24 protein-coding genes and 2 riboswitches are annotated in these 26,800 nt (G+C 42.3%); of the genes, 3 read left to right on the top strand and 21 right to left on the bottom strand.

The features are described from left to right. Positions 1-3: 3 nt before the first annotated feature. The 6 genes from HM131_RS02830 to thiW all read right to left on the bottom strand — a co-directional run bounded on the left by HM131_RS02830 (position 4) and on the right by thiW (position 5,051). Positions 4-1,206 carry a M24 family metallopeptidase gene (locus HM131_RS02830; protein WP_085027735.1) on the bottom strand — a complete coding sequence of 401 codons (1,203 nt, stop codon included), beginning with the start codon at positions 1,204-1,206 and terminating at the stop codon, positions 4-6. A gap of 323 nt (positions 1,207-1,529) precedes the next feature. Then, on the bottom strand, positions 1,530-2,165 hold the full coding sequence (thiE, locus tag HM131_RS02825) for a thiamine phosphate synthase (RefSeq protein ID WP_232324859.1): 636 nt from the start codon (positions 2,163-2,165) through the stop codon (positions 1,530-1,532). Further along, positions 2,144-2,920 (bottom strand): hydroxyethylthiazole kinase, encoded by a 777-nt coding sequence (gene thiM / locus HM131_RS02820; RefSeq protein WP_085027733.1) that lies wholly within the window; start codon positions 2,918-2,920, stop codon positions 2,144-2,146. The genes thiE and thiM overlap by 22 nt, the downstream gene beginning before the upstream one ends. Further along, on the bottom strand, positions 2,917-3,723 hold the full coding sequence (gene thiD, locus HM131_RS02815; protein WP_085027730.1) for a bifunctional hydroxymethylpyrimidine kinase/phosphomethylpyrimidine kinase: 807 nt from the start codon (positions 3,721-3,723) through the stop codon (positions 2,917-2,919). The genes thiM and thiD overlap by 4 nt, the downstream gene beginning before the upstream one ends. Continuing rightward, complete coding sequence (gene tenA / locus HM131_RS02810; protein WP_085027729.1) at positions 3,720-4,406, bottom strand: thiaminase II; 687 nt, start codon at positions 4,404-4,406, stop codon at positions 3,720-3,722. Before tenA ends, thiD begins: the two co-directional genes overlap by 4 nt. 48 nt (positions 4,407-4,454) lie before the next feature. After that, positions 4,455-4,557: riboswitch (TPP riboswitch) on the bottom strand. 5 nt (positions 4,558-4,562) lie between these two features. Next, positions 4,563-5,051, bottom strand: coding sequence for an energy coupling factor transporter S component ThiW (gene thiW / locus HM131_RS02805; RefSeq protein ID WP_085027727.1), 489 nt, complete (start codon positions 5,049-5,051; stop codon positions 4,563-4,565). An 87-nt stretch (positions 5,052-5,138) separates the two neighbouring features. Further along, a riboswitch (TPP riboswitch) is annotated at positions 5,139-5,247 on the bottom strand. A gap of 99 nt (positions 5,248-5,346) precedes the next feature. Here thiW and HM131_RS02800 point away from each other — a divergent pair. Further along, a complete protein-coding gene (locus HM131_RS02800; RefSeq protein WP_085027725.1) occupies positions 5,347-5,892 on the top strand; it encodes a DUF3221 domain-containing protein in 546 nt (181 codons plus the stop codon). Between the two features lie 33 nt (positions 5,893-5,925). On the opposite strand, the gene HM131_RS02795 is transcribed toward HM131_RS02800, so the two are convergent. The 6 genes from HM131_RS02795 to ku form a co-directional block, all read right to left on the bottom strand. Then, positions 5,926-7,596, bottom strand: a complete 1,671-nt coding sequence (locus HM131_RS02795) for a PucR family transcriptional regulator (RefSeq protein WP_085027723.1) — start codon at positions 7,594-7,596, stop codon at positions 5,926-5,928. 13 nt (positions 7,597-7,609) lie between these two features. After that, on the bottom strand, positions 7,610-8,572 hold the full coding sequence (locus HM131_RS02790) for a pyridoxal-phosphate dependent enzyme (RefSeq protein ID WP_232324858.1): 963 nt from the start codon (positions 8,570-8,572) through the stop codon (positions 7,610-7,612). A gap of 144 nt (positions 8,573-8,716) precedes the next feature. Continuing rightward, complete coding sequence (asnB, locus tag HM131_RS02785) at positions 8,717-10,222, bottom strand: asparagine synthase B (RefSeq protein WP_085027721.1); 1,506 nt, start codon at positions 10,220-10,222, stop codon at positions 8,717-8,719. A gap of 208 nt (positions 10,223-10,430) precedes the next feature. Continuing rightward, the gene (locus tag HM131_RS02780) at positions 10,431-10,970 is read right to left on the bottom strand and encodes a Fic/DOC family protein (protein ID WP_232324857.1); all 540 of its coding nucleotides are present in this window, start codon (positions 10,968-10,970) and stop codon (positions 10,431-10,433) included. Between the two features lie 47 nt (positions 10,971-11,017). Continuing rightward, positions 11,018-11,197, bottom strand: coding sequence for a hypothetical protein (locus tag HM131_RS02775; RefSeq protein ID WP_085027718.1), 180 nt, complete (start codon positions 11,195-11,197; stop codon positions 11,018-11,020). A gap of 102 nt (positions 11,198-11,299) precedes the next feature. Continuing rightward, positions 11,300-12,145 (bottom strand): non-homologous end joining protein Ku, encoded by an 846-nt coding sequence (gene ku / locus HM131_RS02770; RefSeq protein ID WP_085027715.1) that lies wholly within the window; start codon positions 12,143-12,145, stop codon positions 11,300-11,302. A 98-nt stretch (positions 12,146-12,243) separates the two neighbouring features. On the opposite strand from ku, the gene HM131_RS02765 reads away from it, so the two are divergent. Next, positions 12,244-14,016 (top strand): DNA ligase D, encoded by a 1,773-nt coding sequence (locus HM131_RS02765; RefSeq protein WP_085027713.1) that lies wholly within the window; start codon positions 12,244-12,246, stop codon positions 14,014-14,016. Positions 14,017-14,209: 193 nt separating this feature from the next. On the opposite strand, the gene HM131_RS02760 is transcribed toward HM131_RS02765, so the two are convergent. From HM131_RS02760 to HM131_RS02725, 8 genes are all read right to left on the bottom strand, one after another. Continuing rightward, positions 14,210-15,766 carry a fatty acid--CoA ligase gene (locus tag HM131_RS02760; RefSeq protein ID WP_085027711.1) on the bottom strand — a complete coding sequence of 519 codons (1,557 nt, stop codon included), beginning with the start codon at positions 15,764-15,766 and terminating at the stop codon, positions 14,210-14,212. 55 nt (positions 15,767-15,821) lie between these two features. Beyond that, the gene (locus tag HM131_RS02755; RefSeq protein WP_085027709.1) at positions 15,822-16,589 is read right to left on the bottom strand and encodes a 3-hydroxyacyl-CoA dehydrogenase; all 768 of its coding nucleotides are present in this window, start codon (positions 16,587-16,589) and stop codon (positions 15,822-15,824) included. Beyond that, complete coding sequence (locus HM131_RS02750; protein WP_085027707.1) at positions 16,586-17,746, bottom strand: thiolase family protein; 1,161 nt, start codon at positions 17,744-17,746, stop codon at positions 16,586-16,588. The genes HM131_RS02755 and HM131_RS02750 overlap by 4 nt, the downstream gene beginning before the upstream one ends. Positions 17,747-17,758: 12 nt before the next feature. Beyond that, positions 17,759-18,907, bottom strand: a complete 1,149-nt coding sequence (locus HM131_RS02745) for an acyl-CoA dehydrogenase family protein (protein ID WP_085027705.1) — start codon at positions 18,905-18,907, stop codon at positions 17,759-17,761. Between the two features lie 163 nt (positions 18,908-19,070). Next, entirely contained in the window at positions 19,071-19,817 is a 747-nt protein-coding gene (locus tag HM131_RS02740; protein ID WP_085027702.1) for a Cof-type HAD-IIB family hydrolase, read from the bottom strand. A gap of 192 nt (positions 19,818-20,009) precedes the next feature. Next, the gene (locus tag HM131_RS02735; protein WP_085027700.1) at positions 20,010-20,936 is read right to left on the bottom strand and encodes an ArsR/SmtB family transcription factor; all 927 of its coding nucleotides are present in this window, start codon (positions 20,934-20,936) and stop codon (positions 20,010-20,012) included. 101 nt (positions 20,937-21,037) lie between these two features. Beyond that, entirely contained in the window at positions 21,038-22,426 is a 1,389-nt protein-coding gene (locus HM131_RS02730; RefSeq protein ID WP_232324856.1) for an MFS transporter, read from the bottom strand. A 20-nt stretch (positions 22,427-22,446) separates the two neighbouring features. After that, positions 22,447-24,246: a glycoside hydrolase family 2 protein gene (locus tag HM131_RS02725; protein ID WP_085027698.1), complete on the bottom strand. Its 1,800-nt coding sequence runs from the start codon at positions 24,244-24,246 to the stop codon at positions 22,447-22,449. A 504-nt stretch (positions 24,247-24,750) separates the two neighbouring features. Between HM131_RS02725 and HM131_RS02720 the strand changes: the two genes are divergently transcribed. After that, positions 24,751-25,134: a DUF302 domain-containing protein gene (locus HM131_RS02720; RefSeq protein WP_085027696.1), complete on the top strand. Its 384-nt coding sequence runs from the start codon at positions 24,751-24,753 to the stop codon at positions 25,132-25,134. 330 nt (positions 25,135-25,464) lie between these two features. Here the strand turns inward: HM131_RS02720 and HM131_RS02715 are convergent, their stop codons facing one another. Continuing rightward, on the bottom strand, positions 25,465-26,790 hold the full coding sequence (locus tag HM131_RS02715) for a glycoside hydrolase family 68 protein (RefSeq protein ID WP_232324855.1): 1,326 nt from the start codon (positions 26,788-26,790) through the stop codon (positions 25,465-25,467). Positions 26,791-26,800 lie beyond the last annotated feature (10 nt).

Below are 26,800 nucleotides of genomic sequence, written 5' to 3'. Positions count from 1 at the left end.
CCCCTAACTAATTTGACCACTAAGGTCCATATGATCTCTCACGATCAACTCTTGTGGATACGTGGTGAAACGTTCACTTCCTGTATCGGTCACCCGGAAAGTTTCACTGATTTCTATTCCGTCCGTATCAAACCAAAGAGCAGGGATGAGGTGAAAGGTCATATTCGGTTCTAATACGGTACGGTCACCTTTTCGAATACTAGCGGTATGTTCGCCCCAATCTGGAGGATAGTTAAGGCCAACTGAATAACCTAAGCGGGCTTCTTTTTCATACCCATGCTTCAGGATACTCTTCCGCCACACTTCTTCCAGTTCTCCACATGTGACTCCAGGCTTTGCTGTATCGAGCACATTCTGAATTCCTTCGAGTACTACCGGCGCCACTTGCTTCAGCTTGTCATTGGCAGGGCCGATCGATACGGTTCGAGCAAGCGGAACATGATAACGCTTATAACAGCCGGCCAGCTCAATAATAACTGCGTTTCCTTCTACGAAAGGACGGTCCGTCCATGTTAAGTGAGGGATAGAAGTATGGTCACCTGTAGGAAGTAAAGGTACAATAGCCGGATATTCACCACCATAATCTGGTGTCCCTTTGACCATGTGATAGTAAATTTCTGCAGCTGTATCGCATTCTCTAACGCCCGGGTAAATACTTTCTACTCCCTTTGTCATGGCTAAGTCCGCGATTTGGGCAGCACGACGCATATATTCAATTTCCTGATCAGACTTTACAATCCTTACATAGTTGACGAGCAAAGTAGCGTCTTTGAATGTTGCGTTAGGCAACCCTTTTTTCAAACGTTCCAGAGCCATACCTGTAAAATAATAATGATCCATCTCAACCCCAACCGACCGATTGCCTTGACCGATCTGAGTCAAAATTTCTCCGATAAAATCCATAGGGTGATACGTATCTGAATGAACAAAATAATCAGGGTATGCAATGACATTCTCATCATAAATCCACGTGGTCGCCCTTGCCCCATTCGCATCTTGGTAACGCCCGATCCATAAAGGCTGGGGTTCATCAATAATAATGACGAGCATTTGATGCACATAAAATGACCATGCATCGTAACCTGATAGATAATTCATATTTGCGGGATCCGTAATCAACAGTACCTCAATACCTTTATCCGCCATACGCTCTTTCGTTTGTTTCAAGCGATGGTGATATTCCAGAATATCAAATGGAAGCACCATTATATCCCCTCCTGCTCTCTTTTATCTGAATATTTTAACAACGATTAATTTCATTGTATTCAATGTTAGTTTTTAATGTAATGTAAAAATTGTATGAAGTTTAAGCTTGGCATTTAGTACATTGTGTATTGAAACTGATAGGTCCTACAGGAATACGGGCTCAGCGGAAAAAACTTATGCACATGTGGATATCTATATATAGTGGATAGCTCTTTGGATAAGTGGGGAATTGTGTGGACAAAAAGGTTGAAGTTTAAAGTGTTTTGAGAAGAGATGAAATAATAAAAAGGAACCTTCCGCTACTTAGAAGGTTCCTTTATCGTTTATAAATTCTTTACAGTCCTAGAAATATTTTTTGAATGGGTGATGTCAGATATTACGGCTACACCGTCTGCCCCTGCACGAATCACTTCACTCGCATTCATAGTCGTTATTCCTCCGATACCAACGATAGGCAGATCCGGATAAGCTTTTCGTAAAGTAGTGATCCAGGCTGTTCCTACGATAGGCTTAGCATCCTTTTTTGTATTGGTAGAAAATATGGGACCCGCCCCTAAATAATCAACCGAATCAATAAAACTGTTGGTCACTTCCTCCGTATTTGAAACGGATAAACCGATGATTTTTTTAGGAAAAAGCGCACGAACTTTTTCAGCGTCTTCATCATCCTGACCAATATGAATTCCATCTGCTTCCAGCGGCTCTACAAGATCGAGGTCGTCATTGATGAAAAACAGGATATCGTTTTCTTTACATTTCTCCCGTAGTTTCCTGCCCAAATCCAATTTCTCTTTTCCACTCCGTGATCCTGGTCCTTTTTCACGATATTGAAAGGCTGTAATGCCTCCATCAATGGCTTCTTCTAAAATGACAAGAGGGTCTTTCTTGCAATTTTGGCTGCCCATCACTAAATATTTTCGAAGTTTACTAGAGAGATTCATCGAGTGCTCTGCTCCCATTCTTTCTCATCCATAGCTAAAGCATCGAGAAAAGGCGGCACAAAGGTGCCAGGACCGTTGACTGTCAGCTGAGAGGCTGCATATTCAGCAGCTAAACCATAATATTCAACAGCAGCAAGGGATTTTTCCATTACAGTACCAGAGACAGTCAATGATGCAGCTAGAACCGACCCGAGCAGGCACCCTGCTCCTGTTACTTTTTCAAGCAGCGGATGACCTGTATGATTGGTCTTAATCTCTGTTCCATCTGAGATTACATCAACCTCCCCTGTAAGGACGGCTGTTGTCGCGTACTTCTCAGCTACTTTACGAGCAATTCCCTCATTATTTCCAGTGCCGATCGATTCTACCCCTTTGGTTTCTACTTCAATATCTACAAGGTGAGCTAACTCACCAGCATTTCCCTTAATAGCTGTTGGTCTTACCTCCAGCAAAATTGATTGAAAGGATCTGGTTCTGAATTCCGTTGCGGCTACTCCCACTGGATCAAGCACGACAGGAATATCCGCTTCATTTGCCGCTTTTCCTGCCCGTATCATCGCCTCTAGCTGTTCCTCTGTCAGTGTTCCTATATTAATCAGAAGTCCTTGAGAAAGCCTTGCCACATCAGCTGCATCTTCTTTGGCATTTGCCATGATTGGGGAACCTCCGAAAGCAAGTAAACCATTGGCACTAAAATTCATAACTACAGCGTTGGTGATATTGTGAATCAACGGCTGGGTTTTTCGCACTTCATTTATGATTCCTAGATTCATCTGTTAACTACCCCCTCACGCACAGCAAAATGATTCGTTGGTCCACTTCCATGTCCTAAATCAAATGAATGTCTGACCGCTTCCGTCACGTAATACTTTGCCATTTCAACGGCCTTTACAATCGGAAAACCTTGGCTTAAATAAGCGGTAATCGCAGCAGAATACGTACACCCTGTCCCATGCGTATTTTTTGTCTTGATACGTTCTGATTGAAAGGTGTGAATTCGATCTCCGTCGAATAAATAATCCACAGCTTCTCCCTGAAAATGTCCGCCCTTCATTAGAGCTGCTCCGCATCCGAGCTTCTCTACAATGGATGCTGCCGCCTGCTTCATGTCTTCTTTCGTTTCAATTTTGTCTCCTAAAAGATCTTCAGCTTCAGGAATGTTTGGTGTAAGAACTGAAGCCAAAGGAACGAGATGATGTTTCAAATATAACCTTGCGTCTTTCTCAATTAATGGGTCACCACTTTGAGTAACCATCACAGGATCCATTACATAGGAAACATTCATTTTCGCTATCCATTCCGCGACAATTCCCATCATCTCTTCTGTCGCGATCATCCCGGTTTTTAATGCATGCACCGGCATATCCGAAGAAATCGCTTCGAGTTGCTCGTGGAGCATATCTACAGGAAGATGGTGAACTCCCTTCACCCCTGTCGTATTTTGTGCCACGACCGAGGTGATGACAGACATCCCATAGCTTTTTAACTCTTGAAAGGTTTTCAGGTCTGCCTGGATACCTGCTCCACCACTTGGATCTGTACCGGCAATCGTTAACGCGCAAGAGACATTTTTCATTTTGCCGTCACCCCCGCAGTCGGCCACTCTTCACAACTCAGCGACATTTCCCAGAACAACCATTCCAATTGACAGCTCTTCCGAAAAGCTTCCTTCATTTTTTGCTGTTCAGATTCAGAAGCTTCAGCAGCAAGTGAATCTAATCTGGAACGTAAATGATTGGTCAGCGTTTCGATTTCTCCATCTGCATAGAAGCTGATCCAAGGGTGAAAAGGGTGACTTTCTGTTGGCTGATATTGCTTCATAAGTGTGTTTCCAATTTCGAGATAAGTCCATGGACATGGAAGCAAGGCGGCAATGATCTCTCCTAAACTGCCTTGATTGGCATGATAGATCATATGCTTAATATAGTGATCGGCAGTCGGAGGAAGCGGATATCCTTGCAATTCTTCATAGCGCATTCCAATGTGTTCACAGAAGTTATGGTGTGGATGGACTTCACTATGAAGCACAAAGGTGACTTGCTCATTAAAAAACTCGATATCTTCACGCTTCGAAGACTTGGCCATGGCAATGCCATACACGTGCATGAACGCATTCAAGTACTCGTAATCTGCTTTAATGTAATGGGCTATGGATTCAGATGGAACAACACCTTCACCAATTCCCTTAACAAAGGGATGGGTAAAAATCTCTTCAAAAATATCATTATTTTCTTCTCTTAATAACTTTGTAAATGTCATGGATATAAGCCTCCTAATGATTTGGAAGCTACTAGTGGGGAAGATAGATGTGGATACTAACTACTTCCCTCCGCTGGTACTAACCAGATCAGGTTCTGAGGGACAAAGGATGACCTTTTCTCAGCGAACACTCGCGCCCCTAGTAGATTCCGTGTATTATGATGGTAAGAGTAAATGTTTATGACTGACTCGTGTGACGACTACCCAGCCAATCATCGCACCAGCAATGCTGCTGACGAGAAAAGATGGGAGAAAAGCAAAAGCCCCGGCTGGACTCCCCATTAATACGCGGGCATAGGGAACAGCAAATAGAGCTCCAATCACGCCTGTGCCAATGACTTCACCGACTACAGCAAAAATTTTTTTCCTAAAGAATTTGTAAAACACCCCTGCCAGAAATGCCCCAATCATTCCTCCAGGAAAAGCGAGCAGTGTGCCTAACCCTAAAAGCACTCGCAATAACCCAATCGTAAAGGCAATGACCACTGCAGGGACGGACCCTAGAACAACAGCAGCCATAACGTTGACCGCATGCTGAACGGGGTAAGCTTTTGCAATACCAGCCGGAAACCACAACAGTTGCGAACCAAGCGTACCAATGGCTACAAACACGGCCATCGTTGTAAGCAACCTAATTCTGTTCATACTTATACCTCCCTTCTTAAAGGGAAGCTATAAAAAAAGCCAGATCCTGGTGAGGACCTGACTTTGAATGGGTATATAGTAAATAGACGCATTGTCCAACTACTTCCCTCCGCTGGTATTAACCAGATCAGGTCCATAAGAGTCAGAAAGCTTCATGCTCTCTTCTCAGCCCATTCAGGCTCCCCTAGTAGTAATTTGAATTGGTATTCGCTTGGATGATTTCAGCATAACAGAGTTGTTATTTTTTGTCACCTGTAAACAAAAGCCGATAACTTTTTGAAAAGGAGCGATTACTTTGAAAGCATGGTGGATGATTTATGTTGTATGTCTGCTCACTTTGACAGGCTGCTCAGTAGATATGTCCAGCTCCACTGATACCGGGGAAAATCAGAATTCTTCCAGCACGAGCGATTCCGATGAAAATCTTCCTCCGGACATCACCGGCTATGTAATGGAACAGGAAGATGACCGTATTCTTGTGGTTGACTCGGTGGATCCTGACTCTGAAGGGAATCCTAGAGCCATGTGGGTTTCAGGAATATCAGTTGATTCCTTTGTTGGTAAGCAAGTGGAGGTTTGGACCCAAGGTGGTATACAGGAGTCTTATCCTGAACAGGCCGCTGCCGATCACGTCTCTGTTTTAGAAATGAGTGCAGTGGAAGGGGCAGACTTGGAAGCCTATGAGGCACTGTCCAATGCTCTGAAGGACCTATCCACCCAGGATATTTTATCCGTAAAAATGTTGTCTTTTGATATCGACTCAGACGAGTGGCTTGTTCAATTGTCTAAAGTTGGCGCAAGCAATGGGGAAGTAGAAAAGTTTATTCCGGACTCAAAATAAAACCTTTAAGAGCGCTTCAGCATATTGAAACGCTCACTCTTCTACTTTTTTCAACATCCATAATCGCACACTCAACTCTAAAAGGAATAGATCATCAGCATCCAATAGGGAAAGGCCAGTCAACTGTTCGATATTCCGCAGTCGATGTAACAACGATTGACGATGTAAATTTAAGGCTCGGGCCGTTTGGCTGACGTTGCTGTTGTATTTGTTATAGACAATGAATGTATGAATCAAATCTGTCTGTCTTTTATCGTCGTACTCGATCAATTTTTCCAGCGTCTCTTCTACAATGTTTTCTATTTCTTTTTCATGGGACAAGGCCATAAGTAGTCGGTTCATTCTCGTATCACTGAAAAAAGTCCTGTCACCATCTTCGTGCTGCTGGCGGCCGATTTTTAATGCAGCCTTTGCCTCTTCATAGCTTTGGTGGAACGTATAGTCTTTTTCTTTAGGGCAAGAAATTCCCCAGCTTATCGTAATTCCTGCTAGTAATTCATTCAATCTTCTTTCGACCAAATCAAGGAATTGATTAGCCGTTTTTGAATACGTAACAGCGTCGGCCTCAAGATAAACGATGACCTCCCCTTCATCAAAAGTAGTCATCGTATCCCGCTTCAATACATCTCCTGCGTGAGTGACCTCCTTTTGAATGTAGTAATTACGACTATGCATGGAAGAAGATTTCACACTATGATCGTCTGAAGCTATGTGATCATCGATCGCCTTCTTAAAACGGATATCCCCAACGAGACATATATAGGATTTTTCAAGATCATATCCTAACAACTGAGCTTTTGATAAAAGGGATTTATCAATCTCTATGCTTGTTTTAGCTAGATCAAGCAAGAAATTATCCTTCAGTCTGATTTCGGTCATTTCGATTGCATTTTCCTTAACAAAATATAGGGCACAGGCCGTCAAAGCATGCTCCAGGATTGTGAGCACAACCCAGGTCAACTGCTCATCTTCCTCCGGTTTAAAAAGAAGATAACCTTGTTTTTTATAGTTCGAGAGAATCGTTAACTGATAGCACGATTCATCCTTGATCTGGTATTTTTCTATATAGTGGGAGAGAGGATGATCACTGAAGGCAGAAGGTGTGACGAGCTGGTACTCCTCTTCCCTTTTGCCGTTGAGAACGTCAATAAAGTAACGATCAAACTGCTGATTAGCACGAATTTGCTTATTATGATCACTGATCGCTATCGGAATGCGCGTATTATTAAATAGAATCGTCGTAATCTCTTGCAGTCCTTTTCCATTCAAAACACAGTTGATCAATTCTTGTCTGACTGCTTCAGCATGCTGCTGCTCTGTCTCTTTTTCGAGAGCAATTAATCGGAAGACTTCTTGGAGAATGTCTCCAAAGCGGACTTCCCATGGAACTTCTATAAGCACAAAATCGTTATCCTCTGCCAGTTGAATAATTCTGTCCGGGACTTTAAATATATGTCTGCCCGTAGCAAAAGCCAGGGCTGAAGCTTCTGAACGGATCACATCATGCACATACTGCTCCAAAGCAGCAATATCTTCTCCGCATCCGATTCCCGTACTAAGGACAAATTCATGATTCCTCACAAAATTCTCTACAGGTGTTTCAATGACAGAAATCCACTCTACAGGTATCGCGTGGATTTCCGTCAGGACTTTTGCGTTCTTAAAAACAGACAACTGCATAACATCTTCCACTGTCACGCCCATCCGCTACACCTCTCTATTTATTGATCATTAAGTGCTCGATTGTTTGATGGTCTATGTTATTGCCACTGATGATTAGAACGACAGGGCTGTCGGTTCGTCTACCTTTTTCTAATAGGAGTCCTATACCTGAAGCAGCCGCCCCTTCAATTGCCATCTTGTGATATTCAAGCATATGAAGGATCCCTTCACCAATGGCTTCCTCAGAGACAAGTTCTGCTCCATCCATATACTTGCCAGTCATCGAAAACGTGTATTGATTTTCTGGTCCCAACCCTCCTAGTAAACTATCTGCCAGTGTATCTTCTTCGGGTAAAACGACAGGCGTTCCTTTCTTTAAACTTTCGTACATAACTGCTGATTTCTCCATTGATACCCCTGTAATTCTGATAGAAGATTCGATCGATTTGAGCGTGTAGCCTATTCCTGAAAGTAACCCCCCACCTGACAATGGAATGATCACCTCTTTTACCTCTGGAAGCTGTTCCATAATCTCAAGCCCAATTGTGCCCTGGCCTGCGATCACTTCTCTGTCATCAAAAGGTTTAACTACACTTATGCCTTTCTCCTTTTCTAGTTGATAACAATGAGCCTCTGCATCATCCTGGTTGCTTCCCACGACGACTACTTCAGCATCCAACCGCTTAAGACGGTTCACCTTTTCAAGGGGGACTCGGTTTGATATGCAGACGATACAAGGAATAGTTAATTTCTTCGCTACGTAGGCAACAGAGATACCATGGTTCCCTGTCGAGAAGGTTGCCACTCCCTTTTCTTTTTCCTCGTCTGTTAAGGACAGAATCTTGTTTGCTGCTCCGCGCAGTTTAAAAGATCCTGTAGGATGTGTATGTTCAAGCTTTAAGTAGACATCATTACTCAAGCTTTTGGATAGAGATTCAGAATAAACGAGTGGAGTTGCTTCTACCATTGAATTCAGCCGCTGCTTAGCCTTCCAAACATCTCTAAATGAAAAGGACACCTCACGAATAAGTCATCCTCCTTTCCTGTTTTTTGTTCAGATAATTCAGATATTTTATAGTATTAATTATTATTATAGTGTATGATGTGCTATTCTTTAAAGAGAAAAAGCCGGTGGATGATCCACCGGCTTTTTTGGTATTAGTTATGCAGTTGCCCATTTTCCTACATTCTGAAGCATTATATCGTTCGGAAAATAGGTCTTGAAAATTTTATAGTAAAACGCCTCTTGTTTAGAACGAAGTTTCACGGCCGCTTTTTCTTTCATTTCACTGAACTCCTCATCACTGATGCTTTCTTCTGCATGAGTTTCCAGCAAATCCAATGCTCCACTTCCTTCTGAGAATTCAGCTTTTTTCCTCCAAAGAACTTCATCTGGCAATTCTCCATCAAATGCCTTGCGAAGCAGATACTTCTCCATCCGATCTTTCTTATGGATCTTAAGCCCTGCAGGTATTTGCAGTGCATTTTCGACTACATCAAGATCCAGAAAAGGAACTCGTAACTCTAAGGAATGAGCCATACTCATCCGATCTGCCCGCTGAAGGTTAACATTGTGCAGGGTGTTCAATACTCGGATGATTTCTTTGTTTAAGGAAGATGTGTCTTGGAATTGTTCCATGTAGGCATAACCTGCGAACAATTCATCAGCTCCCTCACCTGAAAGAATGACTTTCACATGCTCAGAGGCTAAATTTGATACAAAATAGTTTGGAATAGCACTGCGAACCAGGGAAGGTTCATAGGATTCAAGATGATAGATGACCTCAGACACGGCTTCAATCAACTCAGTTTCTGAATAAATATATTCATAGTGTTCCGTTCCTAATGCTTCTGCTACTTTTCTCGCATTGATTACATCAGAACTGCCTTCTGCACCGACACAGAAAGATTTTAGAGGTGTTCTTCCCTGGTGAAATTTCTTAGCAATCGCAGCAATTAAGCTACTATCAAGTCCTCCACTCAATAAAACTCCAACTTCCACATCTGCGATTAACCGTTTCTGAACTGCATGATTCATCGTCTCGCGAATGCTTTCGTTGACATGAGCCAATTGATCTTGATTGTACTCCATTTCGGGAGACTGAATACTTCGGTAGCACACAAATCCATCCTCAGGAGTGAAATAGTGTCCGTGTGGAAACTCATAGGCTTCTTCTACAAAGTTGTCCAATGCCTTCAACTCGGAAGAGAATACATATTTCCCAGTCTTATCTATACCGTAATAGAGAGGTTTAATCCCGAGAGTGTCACGGGCTACGACAAATGAATCATTTTTTTCATCTGCAATAAAAAAGGCGAACATCCCATCAAGTTGATCGATGGCATTAGAACCTTTTGTTTCAACTAATTTCAATGCTGCTTCGCTGTCTGACTTTGTTAGGAAGTTCGTTTCTTGCTCAAGGTTTGCTTTGATGGCTTCATAATTGTAGATCTCTCCATTACAGACAATCCATTTATCTTGATTGTAATTGTGGATCGGCTGGATCCCATCATCAAGTCCGATAATAGAAAGACGACGGTGTCCCAAGCGAACGCGATCGGTTACCACTGACTTTCCTTCATCTGGCCCCCGGTGATGAAGTAACCCTAACACCTCGTCCATTTGTTTGGTCGTGATCTCGCCCATTGAGACGAATATTCCACACATAAAATAAGATCCTCCTTGTGATTTTCGTGCAATTTATGGAACATGCATGGAACACACTACGTCGTTTATAGTTATTCTTCAAACGTTGTTTGATTGTGTGAAGAGGTAAAGAACTGCATTTGAATTCACTTTCTACACATAACATCATCAGCCTCCAAATGTTGATTCTTTTAGTCAAAATAAAACCTCTAGCTTAAAAAGCCAGAGGTTATGATAAAGGTTTTAAAGAAGCATGAATGACTTCTTCTAAATCTCGAACGTCATGGACAGACGCGATGCTCGCTTGAAGCACTTTTTCGTGTGGAACGGCAGACCAATCTAAATGATAGCCAGCCTCAAGGCTGATGCAGCGAATAAATTCACGAAGACTGCGCCCATTCCCTTCTCTGAATGGGTGCAGCACATTAATTTCAGACATGTAATACGCTAATTTCAAAGGTAAATCGGATCGATCCATATGCTCCCAGCCTTCCTTCATCAACTGCTCAAACAAGGAAACGGCAGCTTCCTTAATAAATCTTGCCTGCGCAAACGAAAAACCGTCTTTCGTAATGTTTTCTGTTCGGATCTCACCAGCAAAAGGATATAAATCCCCAAACAGATAGGCATGGATCTTTTGAAGATGCCTTAAGTCAAGATCACCAATTATTGGTTTCTCCTGAAGTTCTGATAAACTGTGTGGATAGAATGGTCTCCATCGCCTGTAATTGCTTATCGCTTTTAATATCGTAATGATTGATAAACACATCTGTACCGACATAACAATAGCGGGAGGAACTGCTCCCATACCTTGAGTTAGGCATGACGAGACAATTCCAAAGCCCGCTTGATAAATTCTTTATGTGTAATGGCACCTGTTAAGCACTTTTTCACTAACATCTCTTGCTTTTGATTGAGATGGAGCCCTTCCACTGCGATCGAAGCTTTAGCGGACCGCATCAAGTGCTCTGCTTGTTCTTCTGTACGTACACCCATCCATACACCCTCCGAACATAGTCTTTCTATAATATATTATACTACATTCCCGAGGATAAATACAGGAGTAAACTTCGACAAAACCTTGTCATAAAGCCTTTTTTACGAGGTTTTCTTCTTTGTTTTAGTTTTACTCTTAGCTGGCGTTTTCGGTTTAGTTGTCTTTTTCTTCGTTCCTTTAGTTTTTTCAAGCGATTTTTCCAATGCCTCCATAAGATCGGTAACATTATCCGGCTTCGGCTTCTCTTTTGCTGTCGTAATTTCCTCGTTGTTTTTCTTCGCTTCGATCAGATCCAATAGCGCTGAACGGTATTCATCTTTATATTTTTCAGGATCAAACTCTTCTGTAAGCTGATCAATCAACGTCACAGCAGTACTCAGTTCTTTTTTACTTAATTCTGTTTCTTCAGGAACATTAGCGACATTCTGTACTTGTCGGACTTCATCAGGAAAATGGATCGTTTCCATCAACAGCGTATTTTCGTAAACTCGAATGATCGCCAGCTGTTCTTTAGAGCGAATGATGATTTTCGCAACACCGATTTTATTCGTATCCTTCAGGGCTTGTCTTAATAATCCGTAGGCTTTAGAACCGCCTTCGGTAGGAGACATATAATAGCTTCGTTCAAAATAGATCGGGTCAATTTCCTCGAGTTTTACAAAATCAAGAATTTCTACTGCTTTGTCTTCTTGTTCTTTCTTCAATGTTTCAAGGTCCTCTTCATCTAAGACGACGAATTTGTTTTTAGCATATTCGTAAGCTTTGACGATTTCCTCGTTTTCTACTTCCCGTTCACATACGGGACAACGCTTTTTATATTGGATGGGAGATTTGCATTCTTCATGCAACTGGCGGAGTTTGATGTCTTTGTTCTCCGTTGCTGCATGGAGCTTTATGGGTATGTTAACAAGCCCGAAACTAATGGATCCTTTCCACATCGTATGCATGGCGTACACTCCTTTTTCTTTAGCATGAACGTTTCAAAGAAATTTATGTTTAAAAGAAACCCACAGCCTCAAACTAAAGAAAAAGGTAGGTGGTGGAAATGATAGAGCCAATGCTTTTGACGATGGCTGACGAACTTCCAACAGGTGAAAAATGGAGATATGAAATTAAATACGATGGTTTTCGGGTGATCTTAACGTGGACAGAAAATGGAATAACCTTGACTAGTCGTAATGGAAAAGATCTAACTGAACGTTTCCCTGAAATTATAAGTCTTTCTGAGCAACTCACTCCCCCTTCCCTGCCTATTACATTGGATGGAGAACTGGTTATACTTAATACGCCTTTTCAAGCCAATTTTTCTCTTCTCCAGCAAAGAGGACGACTTAGAAGTTCAGATAAAATCAACTATTATGCCACCCGGCGACCGGCAACGTTCATGGCCTTTGATTTCATTAATAAACCAAATGAAACCTATAAGAAGCGAAAACAACAATTGAAGGAAATCATCCATCACCTGGACAGTCCAAGAATTCAGTATGTACAAGAATATAAAGAGATTAATGATATTAAGTCCATCGTCTTTACCCATCTTGGTGAAGGAATTATCGCTAAAACGACCAATAGCAAATACACACCAGGGAAACGAGTGAGAAGTTGGATTAAATATAAAAATTGGAGATCGGTTTCTGGCTTTCTAACTTCTTTCAATCCTCAGAACAGTTATTATCAAATTGAAGGTGTCGATGGAGAGGAACATTTCCCTATTGGAACCTTTAAACATGGGTTTGATAAAGAAGAGGAGCAGACATTACGGACCTTTTTCAAACAAAAAGGTATTAAAAAAGGCAAGTCCTGGATTCTTGAACCAAGTGTGTGTGTCGATGTCCATTGTCTCCATGCGGACCAAGGTGAGATGAGAGAACCGATGTTTTCAAGATTTCGATTTGATCTATCCCCCGAAGAATGCACAAAGGATAAATTAAAGTGGGACCTGTCCCTTTTTCCTACTGAAGTCGATTTTACACACACAGATAAAGAACTGTGGCCAGGGAAAACGAAAGAAGATTATTTGATTTACTTACGAAATATCGCGCCTTATCTCCTCCCCTTTATAAAAGAGAAGAAAATTACACTTATCCGGTACCCTGATGGGATTTATAAAGAATCTTTCTTTCAAAAGCATTTGCCTGATTATGCCCCTGATTTTGTAGGAGAATGGGTTGAAGCAGGTGAGGCTTTCATCACGTGTTCAAACCTGCCTGCGTTTCTTTGGCTTGGGAATCAAGGAGCACTTGAATTCCATATTCCCTTTCAGAAAGCTGGCGGAAAAGATCCTGACGAGATCGTTTTTGATTTGGACCCGCCTGGTAGAGAACAATTTCCATTGGCAATCCTCGCTGCTCAGCTATTAAAGCACCTTCTGGATGAGTTAGAAGTAGAGAGCTTCGTCAAGACATCCGGCAATAAAGGGATGCAAATCCATATTCCTATCGAAGAAGGCAGCATGTCTTATGAGGAGACTCGCCGCTTCACCCATTCTTTGGTCAAATTACTCATTAAAGAAAAACCAGATGTTTTTACGATTGAACGATTAAAGAAGAATAGAGGCAACCGTTTATATTTAGATTATGTTCAACATGCAGAAGGTAAAACGATCGTCGCCCCATATTCTGCAAGAGCGACTGAAAAAGGAACGGTAGCTGCCCCCTTGTTCTGGAGCGAAGTAAAAAAAGGATTAACCCCTGAACAATTTACAATCGATACGACGATAAAACGGGTCCAAGACCTGGGTTGTCCATTTCAAGATTACGCCCATGCCCGTACACGTCAGCCGATTGAACAGATGAAGACAATGTTCCATAAAGCCTAATTCATCTTTCCAGTTGAAACTATGTCGAATATTCCCCGGGAAATAACCCGAATTTTAGCCGTCCTTGGAACAAAGGCGCATGCGCCCTTGGATGGGGTTGTCATTCACCCGGGCAAAGTATTAACGTTTTTTAATTTCTTTACGAAAAAAATAAACCTACGGCCCATGTCAGGGCTGTAGGCTTATTTATTATTTATTCGGAGAGAGCCTTCGTTCGTTCTCTCAGCTTAAATTTTTGAAGCTTTCCACTCGCATTACGAGGTAGTTCATCCACAAATTCATACCTGCGCGGGCGTTTGTAACGGGCAAGTCTGCTTCCCGATGTACAGAATTCGTCGAGAACTTTTTCATTCAATTGGGTGTCCTTTTTGACAATGAAGGCGACCACCCGCTCTCCCCACATTTCATCAGGTTCTCCTATGACTGCTGCATCAAGTACTCCAGGATGATCAAAAAGGACATCTTCTACTTCCCTTGAATAGATGTTCTCTCCTCCGGAAATAATCATATCCTTCACCCGATCACTCACCCACAGATACCCATCTTCGTCGTAAGAGCCGATATCACCGCTATGGTACCAACCTTTATAAAGAGCTTCTTCCGTTGCTTCAGGTCGGTTATAATAGCCCAGCATCATGCTTGGTCCTCTGACGATGATCTCACCAAGCTCTCCTGGTTTGCATATCGCTTCAGGCTCCGCTGGTCCATGCTCATTCGTTTGCACAACTCTGACTTCATGGTTCAGAAGCGGTCTTCCTGCAGAACCAGCTTTCGATATTTGTTCCTCTTCCATTAACCCCGTAATTGCTGGGCCCATTTCTGTCATACCATAGGCTTGAATGAGCTGTACCCCAAGCACCTCGTGCAGCCTTGTTGTCAGTGCAGGGGCCATTGGTGCCCCTCCATATAATCCTCTTTGAAGAGATTCAAAGTCTTCTTTACTGAATTCCTCTTGGATCATCATATTCCACATCGTTGGAGCCGCAAAAAAGGAAGTGATCTGCTCTTGTTTGACCGTTTCAATGACCGCAGGAGCATCGAAGTGGTGCATGATGATGTTCGAAGCACCTGTCATTACTCGAGGGAAGAATGCACAGTGCAGTTCGGCGCAATGGAAGATAGGGGCAACGGTTAACCCACGATCTTTATCAGACAGATGTAAACATGCGGTCATCAGTAAAGCCTGATCAACCATATTGCGATGAGAATGAATGACTCCTTTTGGAAGTCCAGTTGTCCCGGACGTGTACATAATCGCATAAGGATCGTTCTCATCCAGCTCACATTGAGGTCTTGTCGTACCTTTTCCGCTCACTTTGTCATAGTAATTCAAAGCATAAGTAAGGTCTTGTTCATCAATGGACCAAAATTCTATGTCTGGAAGCTTGTTCACCACAAGTTCGACTTGAGAAGCCGTTGCTTTTTCGAATAAAACAACTTTAGGATCCGCATCTTTAAGTATGAATTCGAGCTCTTTAGCCATAAGCCTAAAGTTGATTGGATTGAAAACAGCTCCAATTTTCGTACAAGCGAACAGTGTAGTTGCAAATTCAGCTGTATTGAAGAGAACAGTTGAAACAAGATCTCCTTTTTCAACACCTGACGCCCTTAAAGCATTCGCTGTTCTGTTTACTTCGTCGTCCCATTGCTTGTAAGTCCAACGGGTACCTAGTCGCGTATCCACTAACGCTTCTTTATTGGCATACTTCCCAACCGTCTGTTCAAACATACTTTTCAATGTTGGCCCCATTTATTATCGACTCCTCTTTATGTTTTAGTCATAGAGAACAAGAACCTTACCTGCTTCATTTTGGCTGCATTCGAATCGCTCCGTCTAAGCGGATCACCTCCCCATTTAGCATAGGATTCTCAGTGATACTCAGCACAAGCTTGGCATATTCGTAGGGTTTACCCAGCCGCTTCGGAAATGGTGTCATATCCCCTAGAGCTTCTCGGGCGTTGTCAGGAAGCTGGCTGAACATTGGTGTCTCAAACAGCCCAGGTGCTATTGTCATCACCCGTATCCCGTATCGGGCTAGCTCACGCGATATAGGTAGCGTCATACCAATGACTCCACTTTTCGAAGCACTATAAGCCGCTTGACCGATTTGGCCATCAAAAGCTGCAATGGAGGCCGTATTCACGAAAACTCCGCGCTCCCCTTCTTCATTCGGCTCATTGTGCTTCATACGTTCTGCAGCAAGCCTGATCATGTTAAATGTTCCGATCAGATTTACTTCAACAACTTTCGAGAAAGAGCTCAACCGATGCGGACCTTCACGTCCTATGACTTTTTCACCTACTACAATCCCTGCACAGTTTACGACTGTATTCACTTGTCCAAAATGCTCAATCGCCGTGTCCAGCATTGCATTGATATCTTCTTCCGATGTGACATCCACCTCCGCAAATAATGTTTGTGAACCAAGCTCTTCGGCAAGTTTTTCCCCTTTTTCTGTATCCCGGTCAGCTATAACGGCTTTTCCTCCGTTCCGAATCACCTTACGGACAGTTGCCTCCCCTAGCCCAGATGCTCCTCCTGTGACGACAGCGATGATTTCTTTGACATTCATTCTTCTACCTCCAGTCGTTCAATAATGGTTGCATTGGCCATTCCTAACCCTTCACAAACCGCCTGCAGTCCATATCGCTTACCCGACCTTTCTAATTCATGCATTAGCGTTGTCATCAGTTTCGTTCCTGTCGCCCCCAGCGGGTGCCCTAAAGCGATTGCCCCTCCGTTAACATTTAACTTAGAATGATCCACCCCAGTTTCTTTCATCCAGAACAACGGGACGGGGGCGAATGCTTCATTCACTTCAAACAGATCTATATCATTAATACTCAGCCCGGCTTTTTGAAGCACTTTATAAGTAGCTGGGACGGGTCCAGTAAGCATCAAGGTAGGGTCGGAGCCTACGACAGATCGTGCCGTGATACGGAACCGCGGACGTAAACCGAGAGCTTCTGCTTTTTTTCGTGACATCAATAAAACGGCCGAAGCTCCATCACTCATCTGACTGGCGTTTCCTGCTGTGATTTTTCCATTTTCTTTAAAAGCAGGCTTTAACTCTGCTAGAACTTCCAGAGTGGTGCCGGGGCGTGGACCTTCATCCAACCGCACCGTTATCTTTTCTCCATTTTCGTCTACTACTTCAAGGGGAATTGTTTCTTTTTCAAATCTTCCTTCTTTAATGGCCTGTAAAGCACGTTCGTGGCTTTTTACGGCGTAATCATCAAGCTCTTGTTTTGATAACCCCCATTTTTCTGCGATACGCTCAGCAGATAACCCTTGATTAATCATTTCATAACGTTCACACAACTCTTCACTATAAGAGGTTCCTTTCATATTAGAAAACATTGGTACTCTTGACATGCTTTCCACTCCACCGGCAATGACTACATCCATATCGCCACTCGCTATAGCCTGTGAAGCAAAATGTACCGCTTGCTGGCTGGACCCACATTGACGGTCGATCGTTACTCCAGGCACCTCTATCGGAAAGCCTGCTATAAGTGCAGCCATTCTGGCTACATCACTGGCTTGTTCACCTACTTGCGTCACACACCCGGCAATGACATCTTCCACTTCTTTTGCTTCTATCCCGGACCTTGAGATTAATTCTTTGAATACGTGACTTAACATTTCATCCGGTCTCAATTGGCTGAGAAGTCCATTCCTTCTTCCCACAGGTGTCCTTACTGCCTCTACAATAACCACTTCATTCATGGTGATTCCCCCTTATTCCAATCCCATTTTTTTAGCTATAATCGATTTCATAATTTCATTAGAGCCTGCATAGATGGCAGTTACGGGAGCATCCCGAAAACGCCTTGCGATTTCATATTCCTCCATATAGCCATAGCCTCCGTGCAAATGCATACACTTCATAGCTACTTTCTTGACTAAATCCGTGGTCCACCACTTGGCCATGGACACTTCCTTTACAACATCTTCCCCCTTCATATGGGATTCGATCGTCCTGTCGAGGAAGGTACGCCCGATTTCCACTTCCGTTTGCAGCTCCGCCAATGTAAACTGCGTGTTTTGAAATGACGCGATGGTCTTCCCAAAGGCTTGCCTTTCTTTCACGTAATTGACAGTCAAGTCAAGCATGCGTTCACAGGCCGCTATAGCGCCTATCCCTACGATCAGCCTCTCCTGCTGCAGCTGGTTCATTAAATAGTAAAACCCTTGTCCTTCTTGTCCGAGAAGATTTTCTGCCGGTACCTTCGCATCTTCAAAAATCAGTTCGGAGGTGTCCTGACTGTGCAGGCCGATTTTATCCAGCTTCTTCCCTCTTTTAAAACCAGGAGTATCTTTCTCTACAATCATAAGACTGATGCCCTTATGGGCAGGAGATGCTTTAGGGTCTGTTTTGCATACTACGACTACGAGATCTGCGTGCACACCGTTAGTAATAAATGTTTTTTCACCATTTAAGATGTAGTAGTTCTCTGACTTGACTGCCGTAGTACGAATGGAAGCGAGGTCGGACCCTGCCCCTGGTTCAGTCATGGCAATGGCCGTAATGAGTTCTCCTGTTGTGCATTTAGGGAGCCACTTCTTTTTTTGCTGTTTCGTCCCGTAAGAATGAAGATAAGGAACAACGATATCATTGTGCAATCCTATCCCTATCAATCCTGTGCCTACTTTCTCAAGTTCTTCATTTATAACGACTGAATAGCCGAAATCAGCTTCAAAGCCCCCGTACTCTTCCTCTAACCACGGACACAAATACCCGTTTTGTCCAAGCTTCTGCCAAAAAGTGCGAGGGATTCCGCCTTGCTTTTCCCATTCTTCAAAATAAGGATAAGCTTCTTTATCAAGGAACTTCCTTAACGACCTGCGTAGTATTTCATGCTCTTCTTTTATGTATGGTGCTTTCATAAGCTCCTCCTATAACTGAAACCTCAGTTTTAAACTACCCAGTGTATGTATTCTACTTTTCCCTTACATTTCCTTCACAGAAAAAGTAAACGCTTTCAATAAATTAAAAAAGAAACCGGCGGCTGCTTTTGCAAACCTCAGGTTTCTACGTTCTCTTCAACACTTATAAGTTTTTCAGTACTTTTTCAATTGCGTGCGCGACTCCGTCTTCATCATTTGTCAGCGTAACCCAATCCGCCTCTTCTTTCACTTTGTCTTGCGCGTTTCCCATCGCGACTCCAAATCCGACTTCGTGGATCATTGCGATATCATTCATGCTATCACCCACAGCCATAACCTCGTCCATCTTCAGCTCTAACCAGTCACAAACCTTTTCTAGAGCAGCGGCTTTATTAACTCCTGCTGGATTAATTTCAATGTTAGTAGGACTGGAATTCGTAATTTCAAAAGAATCGTATTTATTGAGCTCATCTAATATGATTTGTCGAACGTGATCGTCCTCAATATCATAACCGAATTTCAACCAGTCATACCCTTCCACTTCTCCTTCAAATGGATTCTGAGTATTGAATAGACCTTGTTCAGTAGAGGACCAGAAGTACAGTCCATGCTCTTTTTTCAATTCCCATAAGCGGCGTACGTGTTCTTTTTTCAACTTGTTTTGTTCGACTAATTCAAATTGACCGTTATAAATTTCTCCACCGTTAATCGTGACAATATAAGAAGATTCTCCTAATGCTTCTGCTATATGTCTGCAACGGGAAAGAGACCGACCTGTACTTAAGACTACTTGAAGGCCCTGCTCTTTCGCTTTCAATATAGCTTCAATGTTTCTTTCTGACACCGTTTCTTTTGAATTAACGAGTGTTCCATCTAAATCCAAAGCAATCAGCTTGATGTTTTTTTCCATTGTCTTCACGTCCTCTCTTTTGCTCTCTCTATTCTAATACAATAAGAGAGAATCATACAATCAAACACCAAGAAGAATGATGTCCGGATGTTCTTTTACCTGTTTTTTCTTTATAAAGGTGTTATTCAGTAATTTCAAACCAGCTTCATGGCTTTCGCACAACTGATTATGGTCTATCCTTCTAGTAGTAAGTTATTCATTTCGCTCTTCGTACTTTAAATGCATAACGATGCCTTGTTCGTAGTTTCCAAACTTTGGCCCAAATAAGTTCATTCCGCCTTTATTCAAGGCATCCTCTTTGTTCCCGAGTTTAAAAGAGATATAAGGTTGGTCCCCTGCCATTAAATCTTTTAATGTGAGGCTGTTTATGACTTTAGATCCATCAATGAAACAACCCTCATTCGTAATTTTCCATTGTTTCAAAAGACCATATTGGGTGTAGTTTGTTCGCCACCAATCAGGAGTCAGGATTCCTCTCTCCCCCCCAAAATCACTCGGCGATGTCCATGTTCCCACTTCATGTCCATTTACCCATGCCGTTATGTCTGACGGCCAGTCCATTTTATAATTAGGAGCTTCCGAACAAACCTCTGCAGAAAACTCAATTTCTTTTGCCTGATATCCGTAAGGAATCCTGTTTGGAAAACGATATTCCACGTAACCATCCCTAAAAAACAACAGCTGAGCCCTTTTACGTTCAGGCTCGTAAAAGGATCTGGGGTCATCCTGCATGCCGATGTAACCATCTTCACTCACTAACCCACAGTTAGGAACAACGTAGCAATCTAAGTAATCACCAATAGGCATCTCAAACCTTATTTCATGGTCATTAACCTTAGGATCATCTGAGAATAAGTCCATAACGATTCGATCGTAATTAATCGCACTGACTTTTTGAGTTCCTCTTCCCGGAACAAGTTCCGTTACAATTAAACCTACCTCTTCCAACTTTTTGACGTGTGAAGCTGTCGTAGAAAAAGGGAGGCCCAATTTCTCTTTCAGTTCGTTAACATTATGAGGTTTTTCGCTAAGAATCTTTAACATTTCAATACGCGTATGATTGGCTAACGCCTTGCTGATCGAGAGCATATTATCAAATGATAATTGTAAGTTTTTCACTTGGGACACCACCTGGAAATCTGCATAATCTATATTTATTATAGCAGATGGTAAAGATATTCTTCACAAAACCCCTCTGCCATATGGCAGAGGGGCTGCGTTTATTGTACAGGATTTTCTTCTAACTTTCTTTCTTCGAGTTTCTCAACTACATCATTGTATTCGTCTTCTGTGTAAGAATAGAAGTACATGACGATCAACCTGATCAGTGAACCAAGTGCAGGCAATAAGGCAATGACGAAGAATAACGCATTCATAGTCGCCACGGACTGATCTTGATTAGGTGAATAGTTGATCCAGGTTAATATAACACCCGTAAGTCCACCTGCGACAGCGACAGATAATTTTCCTGTGAAGGTTTGTCCTGAGAACGTAACCGCTTCATTCCTTTTACCTGTCTTCAGTTCCGTGTACTCAATTGTCTCTGCTAACATGGAAGAAATTAAAGGTCCGGTAGCTGTATAGAGAAGCATGGTAACAGCGATAAAGACAAAGGAAACAATGACACTAGAATAACCGACAGAGAACCAAATGATTCGTATGACGATATCCATTGCGACAATGGTCATCAACAAATGTTTTTTCTTAAATCTTTTAGCAAGACTCGGGATTAAAAAGAACCCAATACAGCTTGCCAAACTGATGATTCCGAATATCGACATCAGGGAAGCGTTTCCAAGATTGTACGTAAAAAAGTACACATTTAAAGCTTGAGTAATGTTCATAAAGACATTACAGAAGAAAACAACCAGCACAGCGAACATCGGTTTATTGGCCCTTACAGCTCGTACAGCATCCGATAACTTAACTTTTGTTTTTGGAGGCTTCACTCTTTCTTTCGTATTTTTAAAGCCGTTAAGCATGACAGGAAGGGCAAAAGCCATCAAAACGACAGTAGCCAGAAGATACCCTTGTCCCTGGTCGCCTTGGCCCAGCCATTCAGCCAGTGGAACGAATACAACAGGAGAAAGACCGATTCCTGCAAAGACTCCCATATTGGCAAAAGTAATAAGTTTTGTACGCTGCTGAGCATCCTGGCTCATCACTGTGGATAATGACCAATACGGCACATCAGAAACCGTATAGATCATGCCCCACACAATATAAGTACCCCCGGCGAATAATATTTTGGATGTATTACTTAACCCGTCTAATGGGAGGAAACAAACGATTGTGATGAGGGCGATGAAAAAGGGCATATATTTCAAATAGGGCCGAAACTTCCCGTGCTTCGAATGCAAGGTATCCATGACAGAAGCCATCATCGGGTCATTAATCGCGTCCCACGTACGTGCAATTAAGAAAATCATACTTGCTGCTGCCGCCGAAATCCCTAAGATATCTGTGTAGAAAAACAGTATATAAGAACCGACTAATCCAAAGCTGATACATTGACCAAACCCGTACCCAAAATAAGAGGCAAACTCTTTGTTACTAATATTCTCTCGCTTATCCACATCTTTCGAAACCATTGATTTTGCTGATTCCACCGTTTATTACCTCCTCCATATTATTCAAAAACAAAGCCGCTTGACTGCTGTGCAATAATTCTCCTGATTTTTTCCGGGTCAAACTTGTATTCATGATTATGATCCAGTAAGCCATTCACTTCTTGCTCGACATCCGTTAATTGGGTATAACAAAACCCTTGAATGTAGTTCGTATCCTTTATCACGTTTGTCAGTTGTTCCAAACGAAGGAGAACTTCTTCCTGAGATTCGGGTCTAGCCCCATACCCCCAATCCTCTCCTTTTGTGGATCCATATGCTATCCCACCATATTCGCTAATGACAACCGGCTCCCCGCCATAATGATATCCTTGAGCGTAGTTTTGTTTACAACTTGTCTTTGATGGACTTCCATCTACAAATTCCTCTTTATTCCTATAGCTGTGACTCATTGACTCGGGATCCGAGTTATAGTCATGAACCGTTAAAATGTCAGTCAACGTGTGTTCCCAGCCATCATTCCCTACAATAAGTCTAGTCGGATCGAACGCTTTTGCCTGATAGTATAAAGCGTTTACAAAGTTTTGCTGATCTTCACGATGGTAGATTTCGTTCACACCCCATGATTCGTTCATCAGCGTGTAAATGATGACGGATGGATGATTGTAATGTTTATCGATCATCTCCCTGGACTCCTCCATCATTCGAGCCATAGAGGTCGTGGAGAAAAGGAAGCTGCTTGGCATTTCAGCCCACATGACTAAACCTAAACGATCACACCAGTACATATATCGTCGATCAGCGATCGTTTGATGGCGCCTTACCCCGTTAAAGCCCATCTCTTTTACTTTTTTCAAGTCTTCTTCCATCTGTTTGGATGTTGCTGTCATTAATGCGCCTGGATAATAGCCCTGGTCTAATAATAGTCTTTGATAAAAACTCTCACGATTTAAAAGAATTCTCTCACCCTCGACCTCGATGCTTCTCATACCGAAATAACTTTCCACTTGATCATACGTTTTGCTCCGGTCTTTTATAGTAAATCGGATATCGTATAAATTAGGATGATCCGGAGACCAGTAGAACACTCGAAAATCAGCTTCGTCAGACTGTACATCTAACGTTAAGTCAATAGAAGACTGAGTGGTTTTGACCCAGGCTCCAGCTGTCGTGATCCATTCACCTTCAAAAAATACTTCGGCTTCCAGATAGACGGGATTTGAGTTTCCTTTTACACGTCCTTGCAAATGAAGCGTTGAATCCTCCACACTTGGAGTCATCCTCACTTCCTGCAAATGTATGGAGGATACTTCTTCTAACCAAACCGATTGCCATATGCCCGTGGTCCGTGTGTACCAGCATAGAAAATTATCGGATTTCCATGATTGTTTTCCAATCGGCTGCTCCACACTGTTTTCATCTTGCACCCTTACAACAATCGTGTTCTCTCCACTATTTAGAGCTTGGGTTAAAAGAAAACTAAAAGGGGTATGTCCACCTTCATGATCTCCTATGAGTTGTCCATTGACCCAGACTTTTGTGTAATAGTCTACAGCTTCAAAATGAAGGTAAACTTCATTATTCGTTGTTTGCCATTCGAACGATTTTTCGTACCAGATAATTGAATGGTGCTCATTGTTGTTCACTTTGGACATTTCGCTTTGGTATGCATAAGGAACTTGTATATCTTCTCCCTGCACCCCATGCTTAAACCAAGCTTCTTTTTCTCCTAAATCCTCATCATCGAATTGAAATTTCCAAGTGCCATTTAAATCAATCCACTCTTCTCTCCGAAACTGAGGTCTAGGATATTGTGCGGATTGACTATCCTTCTTCTCTAACAAAGGTTTTGTATCAATCATCCTCTTCCCACCTTTTGTTACAACTTTTAATGTTATAAAAAACACTTTCAACCGAACTTAGAAAGGGCTTTCATTTATATTATGGTTTTATTATTACATATAATCATGTTTTATTACAAGTAAATTTGTTATAAAAATCTAAAAATTTTTTGGTGCGTACTCTTTTCATTCATCGTACTTATAGAGACACAACACTGGAGGTCTTCCGTTGATCGTTATTGAAATCTTATCGCTATTCGTAACTGGCATACTCTTTATCGTCTCACTTTAGCCGAAGCCTCACCCTCATTTACGTCGCCATTCCTTTTGGCATTCTATTCTTGGTTTTGAATTTTTTACGAACACATAGGAAAAAGTATGTCTTATATGATCCCGATCCAACGAAAAGTGAGGCGGACGGCTATCGTTATGAAAAAGACGACCATTTTCTTTTCTGAGAAACGAATAACTTCATACAGGTAAGGGTATATGAAAAGCGAGTCTAATCTTTGAGGAGGTTATTTTATGTTTGACTACACCGTGGAAACGAAGAAAAGTATGGATGAAGCCGTTGAAAGCTTAGAAGCAAATTTGATGGAGCAGAAATTTGGTGTCCTTTGGAATTTTGACTTAAAGGATAAGCTCCACGAAAAAGGATTGGAATTTGAAAAAGAGTTTAAAATTTTGGAGGTATGTAATCCTAAAGAAGCTCAGCGTGTTTTAAATGAAAATACACTTGCCGGCTATTTTCTCCCTTGTAAAATGGTCGTTTATACCGAGGATGGAACGACTAAAATAGGCATGCCTAAACCTACGTCCCTTATTCAAATGGTAGAAGATGATAACATTCAGGCGATTGCTAAAGATATTGAAGAACGTCTAATTGGCTGTATTGATCAATCAGTATAATTAGCACAAAAGGCGCTGGCGCTGGATGTAGCTCCAATCTAAAGACGGACAACTAAGGGTAGGGAAATTTCGAATGCTCAGAACGACCGCTTCGGAAATACACTCCGCTTTTCGCGGGCGGCTGAGGCCGTGCCCACGGAAAGCGAAGTATTTTGTAGGAGCGGACGTACTTCCATCTTACAAGACAAATGCACGTAAAATGGAGCTAAAAAGAAAATTGGAGTTAAATATACTATAAAAGACCCGAATGACGGTGAGATCTTATCATAAGACTCTCACCGTCATTCGGGTTTTAGAATGGCTAGAACGTTTTTGTCCGAGCCTTTGCGTTTATTTGAATACGCCAGCTTCCAGCTCTTTGACGATTCTAGTTTCATCCTTATGAATAGAAATTTTAAGAGAAGGAGCTAAGGTTCCACCAAAATGGTCGAACTGGAATTGTTCAGATTGCTGACCAATTTCATTGATAGACAGTCCATTCAAGTCATAGAAATTGGCAAAGCTGATAACTGTCCCATTTGGCATGACCATCCAGGAATACGTCTGATATGGCTCAGCTTTTGTATTCGCTACAACTAATCCATCTCCGTTCAGCGGCTCATAACCTTCTGTCAACGAATTAGACGAAAAACCATATAGCCCGTCCGGACCTGTGATTCCAGGTGCAAACTTATTCTTGTGTGTATCTGTAAATAAGTAATATTGGTTTCCTTTTGTGACAATATGCGGACGCTCAAGCTCCTGGTTCACGCAGTTCGCTTCCATGATCGGAGGAAGGATTTCGTATTCAGTCAGCTCGCTGTTCTTCGCTTCCGCTATCCCAATACTTCCATTAAAAAGCGTAGATGCTTCAGGTACGTCATGGTCTGCAGCAAATTCTTCAGACCCAATATGCTCAGCCTGACACGTGCGCTCAGCAGGTGTGCCGTTTGAGTTTCCTTCAAACAAAATGTATTCTTTACCTGATTTCGGGTCTTTGAAGAACCATGGGTCACGGAATGCGTAAGCGATGTCACCTTGAGCTGATTGCTCTTTTGTTTGATAATACTTTCCTTCCGGCTCTAGAATGATTTCATGATCTGACCAGTTAGAAAATTGAATTTCGCCTTTTGTAACGTCTACATCTGCAGATGCTTTAGCCAGACGCTGTTCATAGGTTAATTGCGTTTCACCTTTTCTGCCAGTCGCTGTATAGAAGAAATGGATTTTTCCATCGTCGATCATGGCAGACCCTGCCCACTGCCTTGAACCTAGCGCTTCCCCTTCTTTGAATATTTTTCCACCTAACTTCCAGTCTTTCCCATCCTTAGAATAAAAGTAGCGGATTTCAGCAATGTCATGGCGTTTCCCAGGCAGGACATCGCTAGGAGCCGTCAAGGACATAATGATTTTATAACCATTTACCGTGGCGATGGAGCCATCTTTATTTCGAAGCGGCCATGTATCCCATACGTGATATTCTGGTGCAATCTGTTCTAAATCTTTCTTTGAAATTTCAGGAGCTGTGTTATCAGCGTTCTGTTCTATCTTTGTCACGTCTTCTCTAGTCCAATTGGACGTTCCTTCTTCCGCAAAAGCAGAAGCAGGAGTAAGTATGGAGGAAAATAATGTTGCCATTCCAAGGATCGAACCGAAGACTTTAGTCTTTTTACTCACAGAAATTCCT

Source organism: Halobacillus mangrovi (genome assembly GCF_002097535.1).
In the GTDB taxonomy this organism is placed as follows: Bacteria; Bacillota; Bacilli; order Bacillales; family Halobacillaceae; genus Halobacillus; species Halobacillus mangrovi_A.
Note: the sequence above shows the minus strand (reverse complement) of the source record. Positions and strands in the feature narration are given on the sequence as shown.